Origin of the sequence: Cupriavidus basilensis (assembly GCF_000876015.1) — a bacterium.
Lineage (GTDB): Bacteria > Pseudomonadota > Gammaproteobacteria > Burkholderiales > Burkholderiaceae > Cupriavidus > Cupriavidus basilensis_B.
On sequence record NZ_BBQM01000035.1, the window covers coordinates 14,628 to 29,315 of the forward strand.

At 72.2% G+C, this 14,688-nt stretch carries 12 protein-coding genes; 4 read left to right on the forward strand and 8 right to left on the reverse strand.

Going from position 1 to position 14,688, the window contains the following annotated elements:
- The first annotated feature begins 462 nt into the window (after window positions 1-462).
- Both KF708C_RS33265 and KF708C_RS33270 read left to right on the forward strand, forming a co-directional pair.
- Window positions 463-1,155, forward strand: coding sequence for a TetR/AcrR family transcriptional regulator (locus KF708C_RS33265; RefSeq protein WP_029044120.1), 693 nt, complete (start codon window positions 463-465; stop codon window positions 1,153-1,155).
- Window positions 1,156-1,336: 181 nt separating this feature from the next.
- A complete protein-coding gene (locus KF708C_RS33270; RefSeq protein WP_059416052.1) occupies window positions 1,337-2,080 on the forward strand; it encodes a histidine phosphatase family protein in 744 nt (247 codons plus the stop codon).
- Window positions 2,081-2,122: 42 nt separating this feature from the next.
- Here KF708C_RS33270 and KF708C_RS33275 read toward each other — a convergent pair whose 3' ends face one another.
- The 3 genes from KF708C_RS33275 to KF708C_RS33285 all read right to left on the reverse strand — a co-directional run bounded on the left by KF708C_RS33275 (window position 2,123) and on the right by KF708C_RS33285 (window position 4,874).
- Window positions 2,123-3,301 carry an acetyl-CoA C-acetyltransferase gene (locus tag KF708C_RS33275; protein WP_059416054.1) on the reverse strand — a complete coding sequence of 393 codons (1,179 nt, stop codon included), beginning with the start codon at window positions 3,299-3,301 and terminating at the stop codon, window positions 2,123-2,125.
- 145 nt (window positions 3,302-3,446) lie between these two features.
- A complete protein-coding gene (locus KF708C_RS33280; protein ID WP_020205384.1) occupies window positions 3,447-3,887 on the reverse strand; it encodes a PaaI family thioesterase in 441 nt (146 codons plus the stop codon).
- A gap of 12 nt (window positions 3,888-3,899) precedes the next feature.
- Window positions 3,900-4,874, reverse strand: a complete 975-nt coding sequence (locus tag KF708C_RS33285; RefSeq protein WP_059416055.1) for an NAD(P)H-dependent flavin oxidoreductase — start codon at window positions 4,872-4,874, stop codon at window positions 3,900-3,902.
- A 264-nt stretch (window positions 4,875-5,138) separates the two neighbouring features.
- Between KF708C_RS33285 and KF708C_RS33290 the strand changes: the two genes are divergently transcribed.
- Both KF708C_RS33290 and KF708C_RS33295 read left to right on the forward strand, forming a co-directional pair.
- Window positions 5,139-6,014 (forward strand): crotonase/enoyl-CoA hydratase family protein, encoded by an 876-nt coding sequence (locus KF708C_RS33290; RefSeq protein WP_059416057.1) that lies wholly within the window; start codon window positions 5,139-5,141, stop codon window positions 6,012-6,014.
- Between the two features lie 54 nt (window positions 6,015-6,068).
- A complete protein-coding gene (locus tag KF708C_RS33295) occupies window positions 6,069-6,740 on the forward strand; it encodes a nitroreductase (protein WP_059416060.1) in 672 nt (223 codons plus the stop codon).
- A gap of 42 nt (window positions 6,741-6,782) precedes the next feature.
- Here the strand turns inward: KF708C_RS33295 and KF708C_RS33300 are convergent, their stop codons facing one another.
- From KF708C_RS33300 to KF708C_RS33320, 5 genes are all read right to left on the reverse strand, one after another.
- Window positions 6,783-8,450 (reverse strand): OFA family MFS transporter, encoded by a 1,668-nt coding sequence (locus KF708C_RS33300; RefSeq protein ID WP_059416062.1) that lies wholly within the window; start codon window positions 8,448-8,450, stop codon window positions 6,783-6,785.
- A gap of 257 nt (window positions 8,451-8,707) precedes the next feature.
- Entirely contained in the window at window positions 8,708-11,479 is a 2,772-nt protein-coding gene (locus tag KF708C_RS33305) for a LuxR C-terminal-related transcriptional regulator (RefSeq protein ID WP_020205379.1), read from the reverse strand.
- Window positions 11,480-11,758: 279 nt separating this feature from the next.
- Entirely contained in the window at window positions 11,759-13,303 is a 1,545-nt protein-coding gene (locus KF708C_RS33310; protein ID WP_020205378.1) for an AMP-binding protein, read from the reverse strand.
- A 219-nt stretch (window positions 13,304-13,522) separates the two neighbouring features.
- A complete protein-coding gene (locus KF708C_RS33315) occupies window positions 13,523-13,906 on the reverse strand; it encodes a DUF7696 family protein (protein WP_020205377.1) in 384 nt (127 codons plus the stop codon).
- A 10-nt stretch (window positions 13,907-13,916) separates the two neighbouring features.
- The gene (locus tag KF708C_RS33320; protein ID WP_059416064.1) at window positions 13,917-14,654 is read right to left on the reverse strand and encodes a helix-turn-helix transcriptional regulator; all 738 of its coding nucleotides are present in this window, start codon (window positions 14,652-14,654) and stop codon (window positions 13,917-13,919) included.
- Window positions 14,655-14,688: the final 34 nt, after the last annotated feature.

The following is a 14,688-nucleotide window of genomic DNA, read 5'->3' on the forward strand; positions in this document are numbered from 1 at the left end:
AAGACCGCGTGGCATGCGGCCCGGCGGCGCAACCCGCGCCGGTTCGGCAGGGGAAGGACGTCACGATAGGGCAATTGCCCCGCCTTGAACAGCGGCACGTGCACCGATGCCTGGCCGGCGGGCGCGTCCGCCCCGCGCCCGCCCCGCGCCCGCCGCCTGCCCCGCCGCCCGTATCGCGAGCTATGGCGCGGAAGGCCGGCCATCGGCGGCAAGTGCGCGGCGCAGCACCGTGGGCGGCCCCGCGCCGCAATCGTATGCCGGATACAACAAGGGCTGGCGGGAGGCTCCCGGCGCGCGGGGCAATAGCCGCGCCGGCAACGAACGGGTCGATCCCGGGGGTATCGGGCGGCGAGCCGGACGCGGCACCGGCAGCAACTGCCGCGCGCGGTTCCACGCTTGACGAAACACCGTGGTGCCCATATGGTTCACGAAACCGAATACAAATTCGAAAATGGAGACATCATGCCCGCGTCATCTTCTGCCGCGCCCGCCGGCAAGCCCACCAAGGGGACCTCCGCGTTCCCCACCGTGGCGACCCCTTCGATCCTCCATCCGCCGCGCCAGCGCCGCGCCCGCGAGACCGAGCAGGCCCTGCTCGAAGCCGGCCGCGAACTGCTCGCGCAGCGCGACTTCTCCGCCGTGTCGGTGGCGCAGATCGCCTCGGCGTGCGAAGTGTCGGTCGGGGCTTTCTACGGGCGCTTCCGCGACAAGCAAGCATTCTTCGAGTCACTGCGCACGCTGGTGATGCAGGAGACCGGCGAGTCCATCTCGCGCTATCTGCGCGTGGAGCGCTGGGACGACGTGCCGACCGACGTGCTGCTGGAAAAGGCGATGCGCTTCGTGGTGCTGGGCTGCCACGCCAACCGCGGCGTGATCAGGGCGTCGCTCAAGCACGCCTCGATCCGCCCCGAGGAATGGCTGCCGCACCGCGAAAGCGGCGAGGCGGTGGTCGAGCGCATGGTGGCGCTGCTGGTGCCACGCCTGCCGCTGCCGCCGGCGCAGGCCGAGCTGCGCGTGCGTTTCGCCATGCAGTCCGTGTTCAGCATCGTGGTCAACGCCATCCTCAACGAGTCCGGCCCGCTGTCGCTGGACGACGAACGGCTGCCCGGCGAGATGACGCGCATGGTGGCCGCCTACCTGGCGCAGCCGGCCTGACCGGCGCGGCGGCGCGGCCGCCGCGGCATGCAGCGCGGAAATGACCGCTATGAATCCAGTGCGGCATGCCTTGGCCGCCGCCGGCCCCGTCCATACAATGGCTGCAACCCACGCGGCGCCCGGCGCGCCGCGTGCCCATTCCCGCCCCACCTGCGCCTCGCCGCATCACTCACCGCATCTCATGGCAACGCTTTTCCTGGTACGGCACGGCCAGGCGTCCTTCGGCGCCGCCAACTACGACTGCCTCTCCGCCACCGGCCGCCAGCAGGCGCGCTGGCTCGGCGAGTATTTCCGCGACCGCGGCGTCGCCTTCACGCGCGTGATCGCCGGCTCGCTGGTGCGCCAGCAGGACACCGCGCTGGAAATCCTGGCCGGCATGGGCACGCCCGGCGTGCCGCCCGGCACCGCGCCGCAGGCACCCGCCGAAGCGCTGGCCACGGTAGCGGAGGAAGCGCCCAGGGCGCGCGTGGAAACCCACGCCGGCCTCAACGAATACGACGGCGAGGCGCTCTACCGCAGCCATACCGCCGGACGCGACCACCGCGCCCACCAGAACGAGGACTACAACGATTACTGGCGCACCTTCCGCGCGGCCTACCAGGCCTGGACGCTGGACCAGCTCGCCGGCATGCCCGAGTCGTGGCGCGATTTCGGCGGGCGCATCCGCGCGGGCCTCGCGCACGCCACCGAAGGCGCCACGCGCGAGGACGCGCTGCTGGTGGTGAGTTCGGGCGGCGCCATCGGGCGCGCCGTGGCGGACCTGCTCGGCGCGCCGGCGCAGACCGCCATCGAGCTGAACCTGCAGTTCCGCAACACCGCCTTCTGCGAGATCATCGCCGGGCGCGGCACGCAGCGGCTGCTGAGCTTCAACAGCCTGCCGCACCTGGAGCGCGCGGACCGGCGGCAGGCGATCACGTTCGCGTAGCGGCGCACGGCGCCGCGCGGGCACCGTGCCATGCCGCGTCTCCTACAGCCGCTCGACGATGGTCACGTTGGCCATGCCGCCGCCTTCGCACATGGTCTGCAGGCCATAGCGCTTGCCATGCGCGTGCAGCGCATGCACCAGCGTGGTCATCAGCTTCGCGCCCGAGCCGCCGAGCGGATGGCCCAGCGCGATCGCGCCGCCGTGCACGTTCATGCGCGCCGGATCGGCGCCGGTGGCCTGCAGCCAGGCCAGCGGCACCGGCGCGAACGCCTCGTTGATCTCGAACAGGTCGATGTCGCCGATCTTCATGCCGGCCTTCTCCAGCGCGCGCAGCGTGGCGGGCAGCGGCGCTTCGAGCATGATGACGGGATCGTGCCCCAGCACCGACATGTGGTGGATGCGCGCGAGCGGCCTGGCGCCGAGCTTCTTCAGGCCGGCTTCGTTGACCACCATCAGGCCGGCGGCGCCGTCGCAGATCTGGCTGGCGCTGGCGGCGGTGACGGTGCCGCCTTCTTCGATCAGCTTGACGCTGCCGATCGACTCCAGGCTGGCCTCGAAGCGGATGCCTTCGTCCACCGTGTGCAGCTCGCCGCTGGCGCGGCCGTCGGCGGCGCGCACGGCGACCGGCACGATCTCCTGGCTGAAGCGGCCGGCCTGGGTCGCGGCGATGGCGCGGCGGTGGCTTTCCAGCGCGTAGCGGTCGAGGTCGCCGCGCGTGAGGCCGTACTTGCGCGACATCATCTCGGCGCCGGTGAACTGGCTGAACTTCACGCCGGGATAGCGCTCCTGCATGGCCGGGCTCATCGAGGTGCCGAAACCGTTCTTGGCCGCCAGCGAGCCGGGCAGGCCCATCGGCACGCGCGTCATGCTTTCCACGCCGGCCGCGATGACGATGTCCATCGCGCCGGACATCACCGCCTGCGCGGCGAAGTGCAGCGCCTGCTGCGAGGAGCCGCACTGGCGGTCCACCGAGGTGCCGGGCACGCTCTCGGGCAGGCGCGAGGCCAGCACGGCGTTGCGCGCTACGTTGCCGGACTGCTCGCCGGCCTGGCCGACGCAGCCCATGATGACGTCGTCGACCAGCGCGGGATCGGCGCCGCTGCGCGCGACCAGCGCGTCCAGCACCTGCGCGGCGAGGTCCGCCGGATGCCAGCCCGCCAGCCTGCCGCCCTTGCGCCCGCCCGCGGTGCGCGCGGCCGCCACGATGTATGCCTCTGCCATGTGCTCTCCTCTTGTCGTTACAGGCAAACCCTGTTTATCCTGAGGCGGATTCTGGCGCGGGAGGCAGGAGCGTGGCGTCGTCGGAAGCGACGATTGAGCGACGATTGCGCGGCGATCACGCGACGATCGTGCCGCGAACGCGGAGTCAGGCGCGCGGCGGCAGCACCGAGAAGATCGCCGTGGCGCGCAGCAGGCAGCGCTCGCCCGCCAGCAGGCGGCAACTGCCGAAGCGCAGCCGCGAGCCCATCTTGTCGAAGGTCACGTGCGCCTCCACCCAGTCGCCCACGCGCGCGGCGTCGAAATAGTCGAGGCTGAGACTGGCCGTCACCGCCGGATGCTGGCGCCCGGCCTCGAGCATCATCATCATGCCGATGGCGGTGTCGGCCAGCGTCGCCAGCATGCCGCCGTGCGGGATGCCGAGCGGGTTCAGGTGCTGCGGCCCGATGCGCACGGCGACCACGCGGCGCGCGCGGTCCACGTAGATCTGGCCGAAGTGTTCGAGATAGCCGCTGGCGCCGCGCAATGCGACAAAGCCGGGCGGCACCGCTGCCGCATCGTCGTCGGCGGGTTCGTTGGCCTCTGCCATGAATGCTCCCGCTCAGGCCGCGAAATAGCGCGACGCCACGCCGAGCCGCTCGCGGCATTCGGCCACCATGCGCTCGATCAGCTCGGCGCAGCTCGGGATGTCGTCGATCAGCCCCACGCACTGGCCCGCGCTGATGATGCCGCCGTCGGTCTCGCCGGCGGCCAGCGCCGCCTTGCCGCGCGTCCCCGCCACCAGGTGCCTGACGTCCTCGAACTGCGCGCCGCCGGGCTGGCGCTCGATCGTCACCACCTCGTCGGAGACGGCGTTCTTGAGCACGCGCGCGGTGTTGTGCAGCGTGCGGAAGATCAGGTTGGTGTCGCGCTCGGTCGCCTCCACCAGGGCCTGCTTGATGTTGTGGTGGATCGGCGCCTCGCGCGTGGCGCAGAAGCGCGTGCCCATGTTCACGCCCTCGGCGCCCAGCACCAGCGCCGCCGCCATGCCGCGCCCGTCGGCGATGCCGCCCGAGGCGATCACCGGGATGCCGAGCCGGCGCGCCGCCAGCGGGATCAGCACCATGCCGGGCACGTCGTCCTCGCCGGGATGGCCCGCGCACTCGAAGCCGTCGATCGACACCGCGTCCACGCCCAGCCGCTCGGCCGACAGCGCGTGGCGGATCGCCACGCACTTGTGGATCACCTTGATGCCCGCCGCCTTGGCCCGCGCGATGTGCTCCTTCGGGTTGTTGCCGGCGGTCTCCAGCACCTTGACGCCGCTCTCGATCACCACGTCGAGGTAGCGCGCATACGGCGGCGGGTTGATCGACGGCAGCAGCGTCAGGTTGACGCCGAACGGCTGGTCGGTCAGCTCGCGGCAGCGGCGGATCTCGGCGGCCAGCGCCTCCGGCGTGGGCTGGGTCAGCGCGGTGAGCACGCCAAGGCCGCCCGCGTTCGACACGGCGGCGGCCATTTCGGCGTAGCCTACCCACTGCATGCCGCCCTGGATGATCGGGTAGCGGGTGCCCAGCAATTCGGTGATGCGCGTCTTCATGATGTCTCTGTCTTCCTTCTCGTTTCCTGTTTCCCCGTCGTTGCCGGCGTCCGGCCCGGCGCGCCATGCGTGCGCCGCCGATGCCGCCAGGCGACCTGGCGCCAGTCTACGGCGCCGGGCCGCGGCCCGCCTCGTCGGATGCGACGATTGCAGACGCATGATTCTGCACTACCTTGTCAGCAGCCAGTTCAGCAGCCAGTTCACCCGCCACTTCCACCAACCCTTCCGCGCAACCAGCACAACCAGGCGCAGCCAAGGCCAGCCATGAGCACTCCCGTTCCCAGCTTCGAGACCCTGCAATACGCCGTCGAGCAAGGCGTCGCCACCATCACCCTGCACCGCCCCGACCGGCTCAACGCCTTCACCCCCAGGATGATGGAGGAACTGATCGCCGCCTTCGACGCCACCGACGCCGACGACGACGTGCGCGCCGTCATCGTGACCGGCTCCGGGCGCGCCTTCTGCGCCGGCGCCGACCTGGCCTCGGGCGGCGCCACCTTCGACTACGAGAAGCGCTACGGCACCGGCAAGGGCAGCGCGCACCGCGACGGCGGCGGGCGCGTGACGCTGCGCATCTTCCGCAGCCTCAAGCCGGTGATCGCCGCCGTCAACGGCGCGGCGGTCGGGATCGGCGTGACCATGCAGTTGCCGATGGACATCCGCCTGGCCTCGACCGACGCGCGCTTCGGCTTCGTGTTCGCGCGCCGCGGCATCACGCCGGAAGCGGCTTCGTCATGGTTCCTGTCGCGCGTGGTGGGCATCTCCACCGCGCTGGAATGGTGCTACACCGGCCGCGTGTTCGGCGCGCAGGAAGCGCTCGAGCGCGGGCTGGTGCGCTCGCTGCACGCGCCCGAGGACCTGCTGCCGGCCGCCCGCGCGCTGGCGCGCGAGATCGCCGACAACGCCGCGCCGGTCTCGGTGGCGATCTCGCGCCAGATGATCTGGCGCATGGCCGGCGCCAGCCACCCGATGGAAGCGCACAGGCTCGACAGCCGCGCGATCCAGTCGCGCGGGCAGTCGGCCGACGTCAAGGAAGGCGTCGACGCCTTCCTGGAAAAGCGCCCGGCCAGCTTCCCCGAGCGCGTCTCGCGCGACATGCCGGACTTCTACGACTGGGGCAGCGAGCCGCCCTTCATCTGAAACGCGCCACGCGCGCCACCCACGCGCGCCATCCACATTCCACGGGAGTCCAGCGTGAACGTCAGTACCGCAGTCCAGACCCGCAGATCGGTGCGCGGCTTCCTTGCCACGCCGGTGGACCCGGGCATCATCCGCGAGGTGCTGGAGCAGGCCGCGCGGGCGCCCTCGGGCGGCAACCTGCAGCCGTGGCACGTCCACGTGGTGGGCGGCGAGCCGCTCGCGCGGCTCAAGGCCACCATGCGCGAGCGCATCGCCAGCCAGCCCGGCGGCGAAGGCACCGAGTACGACATCTACCCGCGCGAGCTGGTCTCGCCCTACCGCGAGCGCCGCTTCCAGGTCGGCGAAGACCTCTACAGCTGCCTCGGCATCCCGCGCGAGGACAAGCGCGCGCGCATCACCCAGTTCGCCAGCAACTTCACCTTCTTCGGCGCGCCGCTGGCGCTGTTCTGCAGCGTGGACCGCCGCATGGGCCCGCCGCAGTGGTCGGACCTCGGCATGTACCTGCAGACCGTGATGCTGCTGCTGCGCGAGCATGGCCTGCACAGTTGCGCGCAGGAATGCTGGGCGATGTACCCGCGGACCATCGGCGAATTCCTCTCGCTGCCCGAACAGCGCATGCTGTTCAGCGGCATGGCCATCGGCCACGAAGACCCCGAAGCGCCGGCCAACCGGTTGCGCGCGGCGCGCGCGCCGCTGGCCGAGTTCGCGCAGTTCATGGGGATCTGACGGCGGCGCGGCGCTCCCTGCCGGAGGCGCCGCGCCGGCCGCTCAATGGAAGAACGTCGCCACGCTCAGCGCGGTGCGGTAGATGCCCCACGCCAGCGGCACGCACACCGCGGCCCAGGCCAGCCACGTCACGACACCGCCAGCCTGGCCGCCGCTGCGTGCCGACGCGGTTGCGCTGCCGGCCGCGGCGCGGTCGTGGGCGAGGCGCTTTTCCTCGGCCAGCTCGGCCTCGGTCATGAAGTACCTGGCGTCCACCGGGCGCACCAGCAGGTTGCACACCAGGCCGATGGCCAGCATGCCGACCAGGATGTACATGGTCTGGTTGTAGACCTGCTCGCGCGGCAGGCCAAGGCCGAGCTGGTAGTCGCGCATGTAGTTGACCACCACCGGGCCGAGGATGCCCGCCGTGGCCCACGCGGTCAGCAGGCGGCCGTGGATGGCGCCGACCATCTGCGTGCCGAACAGGTCGGCCAGATAGGCCGGCACCGTGGCGAAGCCGCCGCCGTACATGCTGACGATGACGCAGACCGCGCCCACGAACAGCAGCTTCTGGCCGCTGGCCGCCAGCGTCGGGATGCTGGCGTACAGCAGGCCGCCGAGCACGAAGAACACCATGTAGGTCATCTTGCGGCCGAGCCTGTCGGACAGGCTGGCCCAGACGAAGCGCCCGCCGATGTTGAACAGGCTCAGCAGCGCGGTGAAGCCCGCCGCGACCACGGCGATGGCGGCGAGCTGGCTCTTGCCGAGCTCGCCGAAGCGCGCGGACACGCCGATCAGGCTGCCACCGAAGACTTCCTGCAGCATCGGGCTGGCCATGCCGATCACGCCGATGCCGGCCGACACGTTCATGCACAGCACCATCCACACCAGCCAGAACTGCGGGATGCCCCACACGCGCTTCACGTGCACGTGGTGCGGGGTGATCATGACGTTGGCGCGGCTGGCCGGCGCGGTCCAGCCGGCCGGCGTCCAGCCGGTGGGCGGCACGCGGTAGGCCAGCGCGCCGCCCATCATGAACACGAAGTAGACCACCGCCATCACGGTGAAGGTCTGCGCCACGCCCACGCTGGTGGGCGAGGCGAACTTCGCCATCAGCTCGGCCGCCAGCGGCGAGCCGATCATGGCGCCGCCGCCGAAGCCCATGATGGCCATGCCGGTGGCCATGCCGCGCTTGTCCGGGAACCACTTGATGAGCGTGCTGACCGGCGAGATGTAGCCCAGCCCGAGGCCGATGCCGCCGATCACGCCCGAGCCCAGCAGCATCAGCCAGAACTGGTGCATCTGGATGCCGAGCGCGGAGATCAGCATGCCGCCGCACCAGCACAGCGCGCTGACCACGCCGGCCTTGCGCGGGCCGGCGCGTTCCAGCCAGCCGCCCCAGATCGCCGCGGAACTGCCCAGCAGCACGAAGAACAGCGTGTACATCCAGCCCAGCGTGGAGACCTTCCAGTCGCAGCCGGTGACGAACAGTTCCTGCAGGAAGCCGACGTCGGCGCCGCAGCGCAGCGGCTCGGCGATGCCGATGGCGCGCGACAGCGGCAGCCAGAACACCGAGAAGCCGTAGGCCATGCCGATGCAGAGGTGGATCGCCAGCGCCGCGGGGGGCACCAGCCAGCGGTTGAAGCCGGGGGCGGCGACGATCCGCTCCTTGGACAGGAACGGCGTGCGCGCCTGCCCAGCGAGCGCGTCCGCGCTGAGGTCTGGGGACATCCCTTTCTCCTTTCTTTGTTTTGTTTGTTTTGTCTGTTGTTTTTCTGCCGGGATGCCGCCCGCCCACACGCCGGTGGTACGCGAGCCTTCCCCGTGCTGCGCGGCCCGCCGGGCGCCGACGCGAGCGGGCGGCGCGGGGGGGCGCCGCATAGTGTAACGGCGCCGGCCGCGGCCGTGGCGTGCCGCGAAGTGGGGTGTCGCCCGGTGAGGCCGGCGCGCGACAGCGGGCCGCCACGGCGGGCCGCCGCAGCAAGCCGCTACAGCAGGCCCAGTTGCCGGGCGATGGCCACCGCCTGCGTGCGGTTGCTGGCGCGCAGCTTGGCACTGATGTTGCGCAGATGCGTGCGCACCGTGGTTTCCGAGACGAACAGGCGCTCGGCCATCGCCACGTTGGAGAAGCCTTCGGCCAGCAGTTGCAGCACCTTGTGCTCCTTCGGCGTGAGCGGCTCGAGGATGTCGCCGCGCGCCGGCCGGCCGGCAGCGCCGGTCTCGGGCGCGCCGCCGCAGGCGCGCAGCAGCCGCTCCAGGTAGGCCGCCGGCAGCGCGCCGCCCGGGCGCGCGGCGGTCTCCGCCGCCAGGCGGCGGGCCTGCGCGCCTTCGTCGGCGAAGATGCGCACGAACCCCTCGGCCGCGCCGAAGCGCAGCGCCTCGGCCATGACCTGCTGGGCCTGCGCGGCCTCGCCGGCGCGCTGGCAGGCCAGCGCCAGCAGGATGCGCAGCTTGAGCGCGCGCCGCATCAGTTGCGCCTGCCCGGCCGCGGCCAGCTCCGCGGCGATGGCCGCGCGCGTCGCCGCGGCGGGCTCGGCGAAGGCGGCCAGGCGCAGGCGGCCCACGGCCACGTCCTCGACGTCGTTGGCGAAGGAACTGACGGTGCCGGCGCCGGGACGGCTGCGCCACAGCGCCGGGTCGGCGGCATGCTGGATCGCCTCGCCGGCGGCGTGGCCGTTGCCTTGCAGCAGGGCGATGCGCGCGCGCTCGAGCATGGCGCCCTGCACCAGGCGCGGCAGGCCGCGGTGGTGGCCGAGGTGCTCCAGCGCGGCCAGCCATTCGTGGGCGCCGTCGACGTCGCCGCGCTCGCAGGCGATGCGCGCCAGCACGACATGGCCGCTGATGATCTGGTCCGGCAGGCCCAGGTCGCGCGCCAGCGGCACGTAGACGTTGAGCAGGCGCTCGGCGCGCTCGCGCTCGTCGGTCTCGTAGAGCGCGTCGGCCAGCAGGATGCAGGCCATCGCGTTGCCGTTGGTGGGGCCGTAGCGGTTGGGCAGCATGGTGCTGGCGGCGATGCGAAAGCGCGCCAGCGCCTGCTGCAGGCGCCCCTGGCGCAGGTCGATCAGCCCCTCCACCGACTCGGAGAAGATCTTGTTGAAGTTGCTGTCCGGGCGGCGCACCACCTGGCGCGCCAGCCCCAGCAGGCGCCTCGCCTCGCGGTAGTCGCCGGTGACTGCGGCCATGCGCGCCATCGAGGTGGCGAGGATGGAGTCCGGAAACGGATAGCCCATCGGCAGCGGCAGCGGGTCGTCGCGGCTGGCCGCGCGCGCGTCCTCGAAGCGGTCCATCATGTTGAGCAGCATATGGCGCAGCGCGCGCACGTGGGCGCGCAGGTCGCCCTCGGCGCCGTCCAGCGGGATGGTCTGCAGCAGCGCGATGGCGTCGGCCGGGCCGCGCGTGAAGGACAGCGCCCACACGTGGGCGATCTGCAGCTTGGGCCAGGCCGCCATCTCCGCCGGCGGCACCGCGTCCAGCCAGCGCGTGAGCAGGCGCATGCGGCCCTGCGCCAGCAGGTCGTCCACGCTCGCGGCCAGCAGCGGCAGCGCGTGCGCCACCGCGCCGGCGGCCAGCGCGTGCTCGATGGCGGGCACGGGCCGGCCCTGCGCCTCGTACCAGCGCGAGGCGGCCATCTGCAGCGCCGGCACCTCGGCCGGCATGGCCTGCTGGAGCTGCGCGCGCAGGAAGCTGGAGAACAGGCTGTGATAGCGATACCAGCGCGCGCCGGCATGGGCCGCGCCGTCCGCGCCGCCGTGGCGCTCACCGTGCCGCTCGCCATCGAGCGGCATCAGGAACAGGTTGGCGCGCTCCAGCCAGGCCAGGATCTCCTCGCTGTCGGCGGCGCCGCGCACGGCATCGCACAGCGGCCCGCCAAGCTGGTCGAGGATGGAGGTGCGCAGCAGGAAGACGCGCACGGCCTCGGGCAGGTGCAGGTAGACGTCCTCGACCAGGTAGTCGGCGATGGCCGCGTCGGAGCCCGAGAAGCCGGCGATGAAGGCATCCGGCTGGCCGCGCCGCTCCAGCGCCACCGAGGCCAGCCACAGCGCGGTGGCCCAGCCCTCGGTGCGCCGGTGCAGCGTGGACACCGCCGCCGGCTGCAGCGACAGCCCGCGCGCGCCGCGCAGGAAGGCCTCGGTCTCCTCGGCGGTGAAGCGCAGCTGCGCGGGCTCGATCTCCAGCAGCTCGCCGCGCGCGCGCAGCCGCGCCAGGCCGGACTCGGGCACCCAGCGCGTGCCGATCACCAGGCGGCCGCCCGGCGGCAGGTGCTCCACCACCTGCCACACCAGCCCCGCCACGGCAGCGTTCTGCACCGCCTCGAAGTCATCCAGGAACAGCGTGAAAGGCCGGTCGTGCGCGGCCATGCGGTCGATCAGCGCCAGCGCGTGCTCGCCCGGCGAGCGCGGCGCGGCCGGCGCCCCGGCCGGTGCCTCGCCGCGCTTGCGCAGCACCTGCGCGAAGGCCGCCTCGAGCGAGCCGAGAAAGCGCGTGGCGTCGTTGTCGGCGCGGTCCAGCGTCAGCCACGCGGTGGCGACGCCGTCGGCATCGAGCCGCGCCCGGCACTGCAGCATGGCGGTGGTCTTGCCGAAGCCGGCCGGCGCGCGCACCAGCACCAGCTTGACGAAGCCGGCCGCGCACACCGCGTCGCAGATCATGCGCCGCTCCACCTGGAACGGCGTCAGCATGGGCGGGCGCAGCTTCGCCACCAGTGTGGCGGCACGGGCCGCGCCTTGCCGCCCCGCGCTGGTCTCCTCGATTGTGGCCATTCGCCGTGTCATCCTGTTGGCGGCGGCATCCGCGCAGGCGGGCGCCGCGCGATCCGCTCCGGCTTATGGTTGCCGGCTGCCGGCGCCGCATGCGCCGTGGATCGAACGGCTGATTATGGCGTAAACGCGGGCAAGGCCCATGCGTGCCGACGCGCGCGCTCCTCTCTCCCGCTTGCGGGAGAGAGGGCGGGGGCCTGCGAATGCTGGCGTGCCGGAAAAAACCATCGGCTTCGTTTCCGGCCGCTACGCTGGACAACACCGTTGGCTCCGCTTGCACCGCTACACCAGCTTGTTCTCCCGCCCCGCCCAATAACGCTCGCGCAGCAGGCGCTTGAGCAGCTTGCCGGTAGGCAGGCGCGGCAGTTCATGGGCGAAGTCCACCGAGCGCGGGCACTTGATGCCCGACAGGTGCTCCCGGCAGAAAGCCATCAGTTCCTCGGCCAGCGCCGGGCCGGCCAGGCGCATGTCGAGCGGCTGTACCACCGCCTTGACCTCCTCGCCGAAATCCTCGTTGGGCACGCCGATCACGGCCACGTCCATCACCTTGGGATGGGTCATCAGCAGGTTCTCCGCTTCCTGCGGGTAGATGTTGACGCCGCCGGAGATGATCATGTTGGCCTTGCGGTCGGTCAGGTAGAGATAGCCTTCCTCGTCCACGTAGCCGATATCGCCGAGCGTGGTCCAGTCGTCGTGCTGCGGGTGGCGCGACTGCGCGGTCTTGCCGGGGTCGTTGTGATAGACGAACCGGCGCCCGCCGGCGAAGTAGATGGTGCCGGGCTGGCCCGGCGGCAGCAGCGCGCCGCTGTCGTCGCAGATGCGCAGCTCGCCGAGCGAGGCGCGGCCCACGGTGCCCTTGTGGGCGATCCAGTCGGGCGAGCCGACCGCGGTGGAGCCGTTGCCTTCGGTGCCGGCGTAGTACTCCCAGATGATGGGTCCCCACCAGTCGATCATCTGTTCCTTGACCGCGACCGGGCACGGCGCGGCGGCATGCACGGCGAAGCGCAGCGACGAGACGTCGTGGGCCCGGCGCACCGCCTCGGGCAGCTTGAGCAGGCGCGAGAACATGGTTGGCACCACCTGCGTGTGGGTGATGCGGTGCCGGGCCACCAGCGCGAGGAACGCCTCCGCGTCGAAATGCGTCATCACCACCGAGGTGCCGCCGATCTGCTGCACGGCCATGTTGTAGCGCAGCGGCGCGGCGTGATAGAGCGGCGCGGGCGAGAGGTAGCGCATGTCGGGGCCGAAGCCGTAGAGCGACTGGCACACCGGCACCAGCGAGCCCGGCGCGTCGATCGGCTGGCCGGCCGGCGGCGTGAACACGCCCTTGGGGCGGCCGGTGGTGCCGGACGAGTACAGCATGTCGGTGCCGGCGCACTCGTCGTCGATGCGCCAGCCGGGATATTGCGCCAGCGTGGTCTCGTAGGCGGCGAAGCCGGGCGCGGCGCCGTCCATCATCAGGCGCGCGCCGAGCGCCGGGGCCCGCGCCGCCACGCCCTGCGCCACCTCGGCCTGCGCGCGCGAGCTGACCAGCAGGCGCGCGCCGCTGTCGTTGACGATGTAGGCCGCGTCCTCGACGTTGAGCCGGGTGCTGATGCACACGTAGACCAGGCCGGAGCGCTGCGCGCCCCAGCACAGCTCGAACAGGCGCGCGTGGTTCTCCAGCAGGAAGGCGACCCGGTCGCCGGGCCGCAGGCCGTGGTCGCGGAACAGCCGCGCCACCTGGTTGGAGCGCTCGTCGAGCTCGCGGTAGGTGAGCACGGCGCCGCCGCTCATGATGACGGCCGGCTTGTCCGGCGAGCGCTGCGCGTGGACGTACGGATGCATGGCTTGTCCCTCCTGGCTGTCGTGACGGCCGGCCCGGCGCGGTGGGACCGCGCGGCACGGCATGGCTGCGCCATTGTCGGGACAGGCGCGCCGCGCGGGCATCGTCGGAAGCGACGAACCGGCGCAGAACCAGCAGCAGACCAGGGATGAACAAACCGGCGGCGAACGCGGTGGTGCGGTGCGGCAAGACAGGCCGCCGCGAGTGGCGGCCAGCGCCGTTCAGTGCAGCACGGTGCCCGGCGGCAGGTGCGTGGCGGCGGCGGGCGCCGGCCGGTCTTCGCAGTCGGTGCAGCCGGCGCATTCGGCGAACGGCGCGGCGGGCTGGCCGCCCTCCACCTCGGCGCCGGCCTCCAGCGCGTCGATCACCGCCGCCCGGATCGATTCGGCCTTGATCAGCAGGCGCAGGGCGATGTCGGCGCCGCGGCTGGCCGCCACGCGCGCGACGAAGGCGCGCCGCGCGCGCTCGTCCAGCGTGGCGACGTGGGCCGCTTCGCACAGCACGTGCCAGGCGGCGGGCTGGCCGTCGAACTGCTGGCGGCGGCGCAGCAGGGTGGCGTCGATGGCGGCGGCGATGTCCGCGTCCCGGACGATGTGGTTGCGCATGCTGCTCTCCTCAATGGGCCGGCCGGTGGCCCTGGCCGGTTCTGCCCCGCAGGGCCGGGAAGCGGGCGCCGCGCTCGCGCGCGGCGTGGATCGCTTCGGCCTTGCTGCTGACCTGCAGACGCTGGTACAGCAGCGCCACGTGGCTCTTGACGGTGGTCACCGAGATGTCGAGCAGCCGCCCCACCGTCTTGAGCGGATAGCCGCGCGACAACAACACCAGCACTTCGTACTGCCGCGGCGTGAGGTGCAGCATGCGCGCCTCGCGCAGCCGCGCCTCGCGCAAGCCCGGGCGCAGCGCCGCGGCAGCGGATGGTTCCGGCCGGGCCGCCGGCGGCCCGGGCACGCCGGCCAGCATCTGGCTCACGGCCGCCTCCACCGCGGCCGGCGTGGCCGTGCGCGCGAGCCAGCCGCACATGCCCCAGTCCTGCGTCGGCGGCGGCGCCTGCCGCGGCAGCGCGCCGTCGCCGAGCAGCAGCAGGCGCTGCGCCGAGACCGCCGCGCGCGCGGTCCTGAGCAGCGCGTGCGCGCGCTCCGGATCCGGCGGCATGCCCAGCACCACCAGCGCGATGTCGTCGAGCCGCCGGGGCAGCAGCGCGAGCTCCGCCGGCTCGACGCAGATCACCTCGCCCAGCGCCGCGACGTTGCCGAGCGTGCGCTGCAGGCCCAGCCGCAGCAGCGGGTTGTCTTCCATCAGCAAGGCGGTCATGCCGCCCCGGTCATTGCCGCTCATCATGGTTTCCGCTTTCATCTGCTTCCGTTGAAAGCAGCGGGCCATTCCGGTT

What these genes read in the sequence shown, in the direction of transcription:
- KF708C_RS33290 (WP_059416057.1), top strand. Translation starts at nt 5,139, where the DNA reads ATGAGCACTCCCGTTCCCAGCTTCGAGACCCTGCAATACGCCGTCGAG.
- KF708C_RS33280 (WP_020205384.1), bottom strand. Translation starts at nt 3,887, where the DNA reads ATGGCAGAGGCCAACGAACCCGCCGACGACGATGCGGCAGCGGTGCCG.
- KF708C_RS33270 (WP_059416052.1), top strand. Translation starts at nt 1,337, where the DNA reads ATGGCAACGCTTTTCCTGGTACGGCACGGCCAGGCGTCCTTCGGCGCC.
- KF708C_RS33315 (WP_020205377.1), bottom strand. Translation starts at nt 13,906, where the DNA reads ATGCGCAACCACATCGTCCGGGACGCGGACATCGCCGCCGCCATCGAC.
- KF708C_RS33285 (WP_059416055.1), bottom strand. Translation starts at nt 4,874, where the DNA reads ATGAAGACGCGCATCACCGAATTGCTGGGCACCCGCTACCCGATCATC.
- KF708C_RS33310 (WP_020205378.1), bottom strand. Translation starts at nt 13,303, where the DNA reads ATGCATCCGTACGTCCACGCGCAGCGCTCGCCGGACAAGCCGGCCGTC.
- KF708C_RS33275 (WP_059416054.1), bottom strand. Translation starts at nt 3,301, where the DNA reads ATGGCAGAGGCATACATCGTGGCGGCCGCGCGCACCGCGGGCGGGCGC.
- KF708C_RS33300 (WP_059416062.1), bottom strand. Translation starts at nt 8,450, where the DNA reads ATGTCCCCAGACCTCAGCGCGGACGCGCTCGCTGGGCAGGCGCGCACG.
- KF708C_RS33265 (WP_029044120.1), top strand. Translation starts at nt 463, where the DNA reads ATGCCCGCGTCATCTTCTGCCGCGCCCGCCGGCAAGCCCACCAAGGGG.
- KF708C_RS33320 (WP_059416064.1), bottom strand. Translation starts at nt 14,654, where the DNA reads ATGAAAGCGGAAACCATGATGAGCGGCAATGACCGGGGCGGCATGACC.
- KF708C_RS33305 (WP_020205379.1), bottom strand. Translation starts at nt 11,479, where the DNA reads ATGGCCACAATCGAGGAGACCAGCGCGGGGCGGCAAGGCGCGGCCCGT.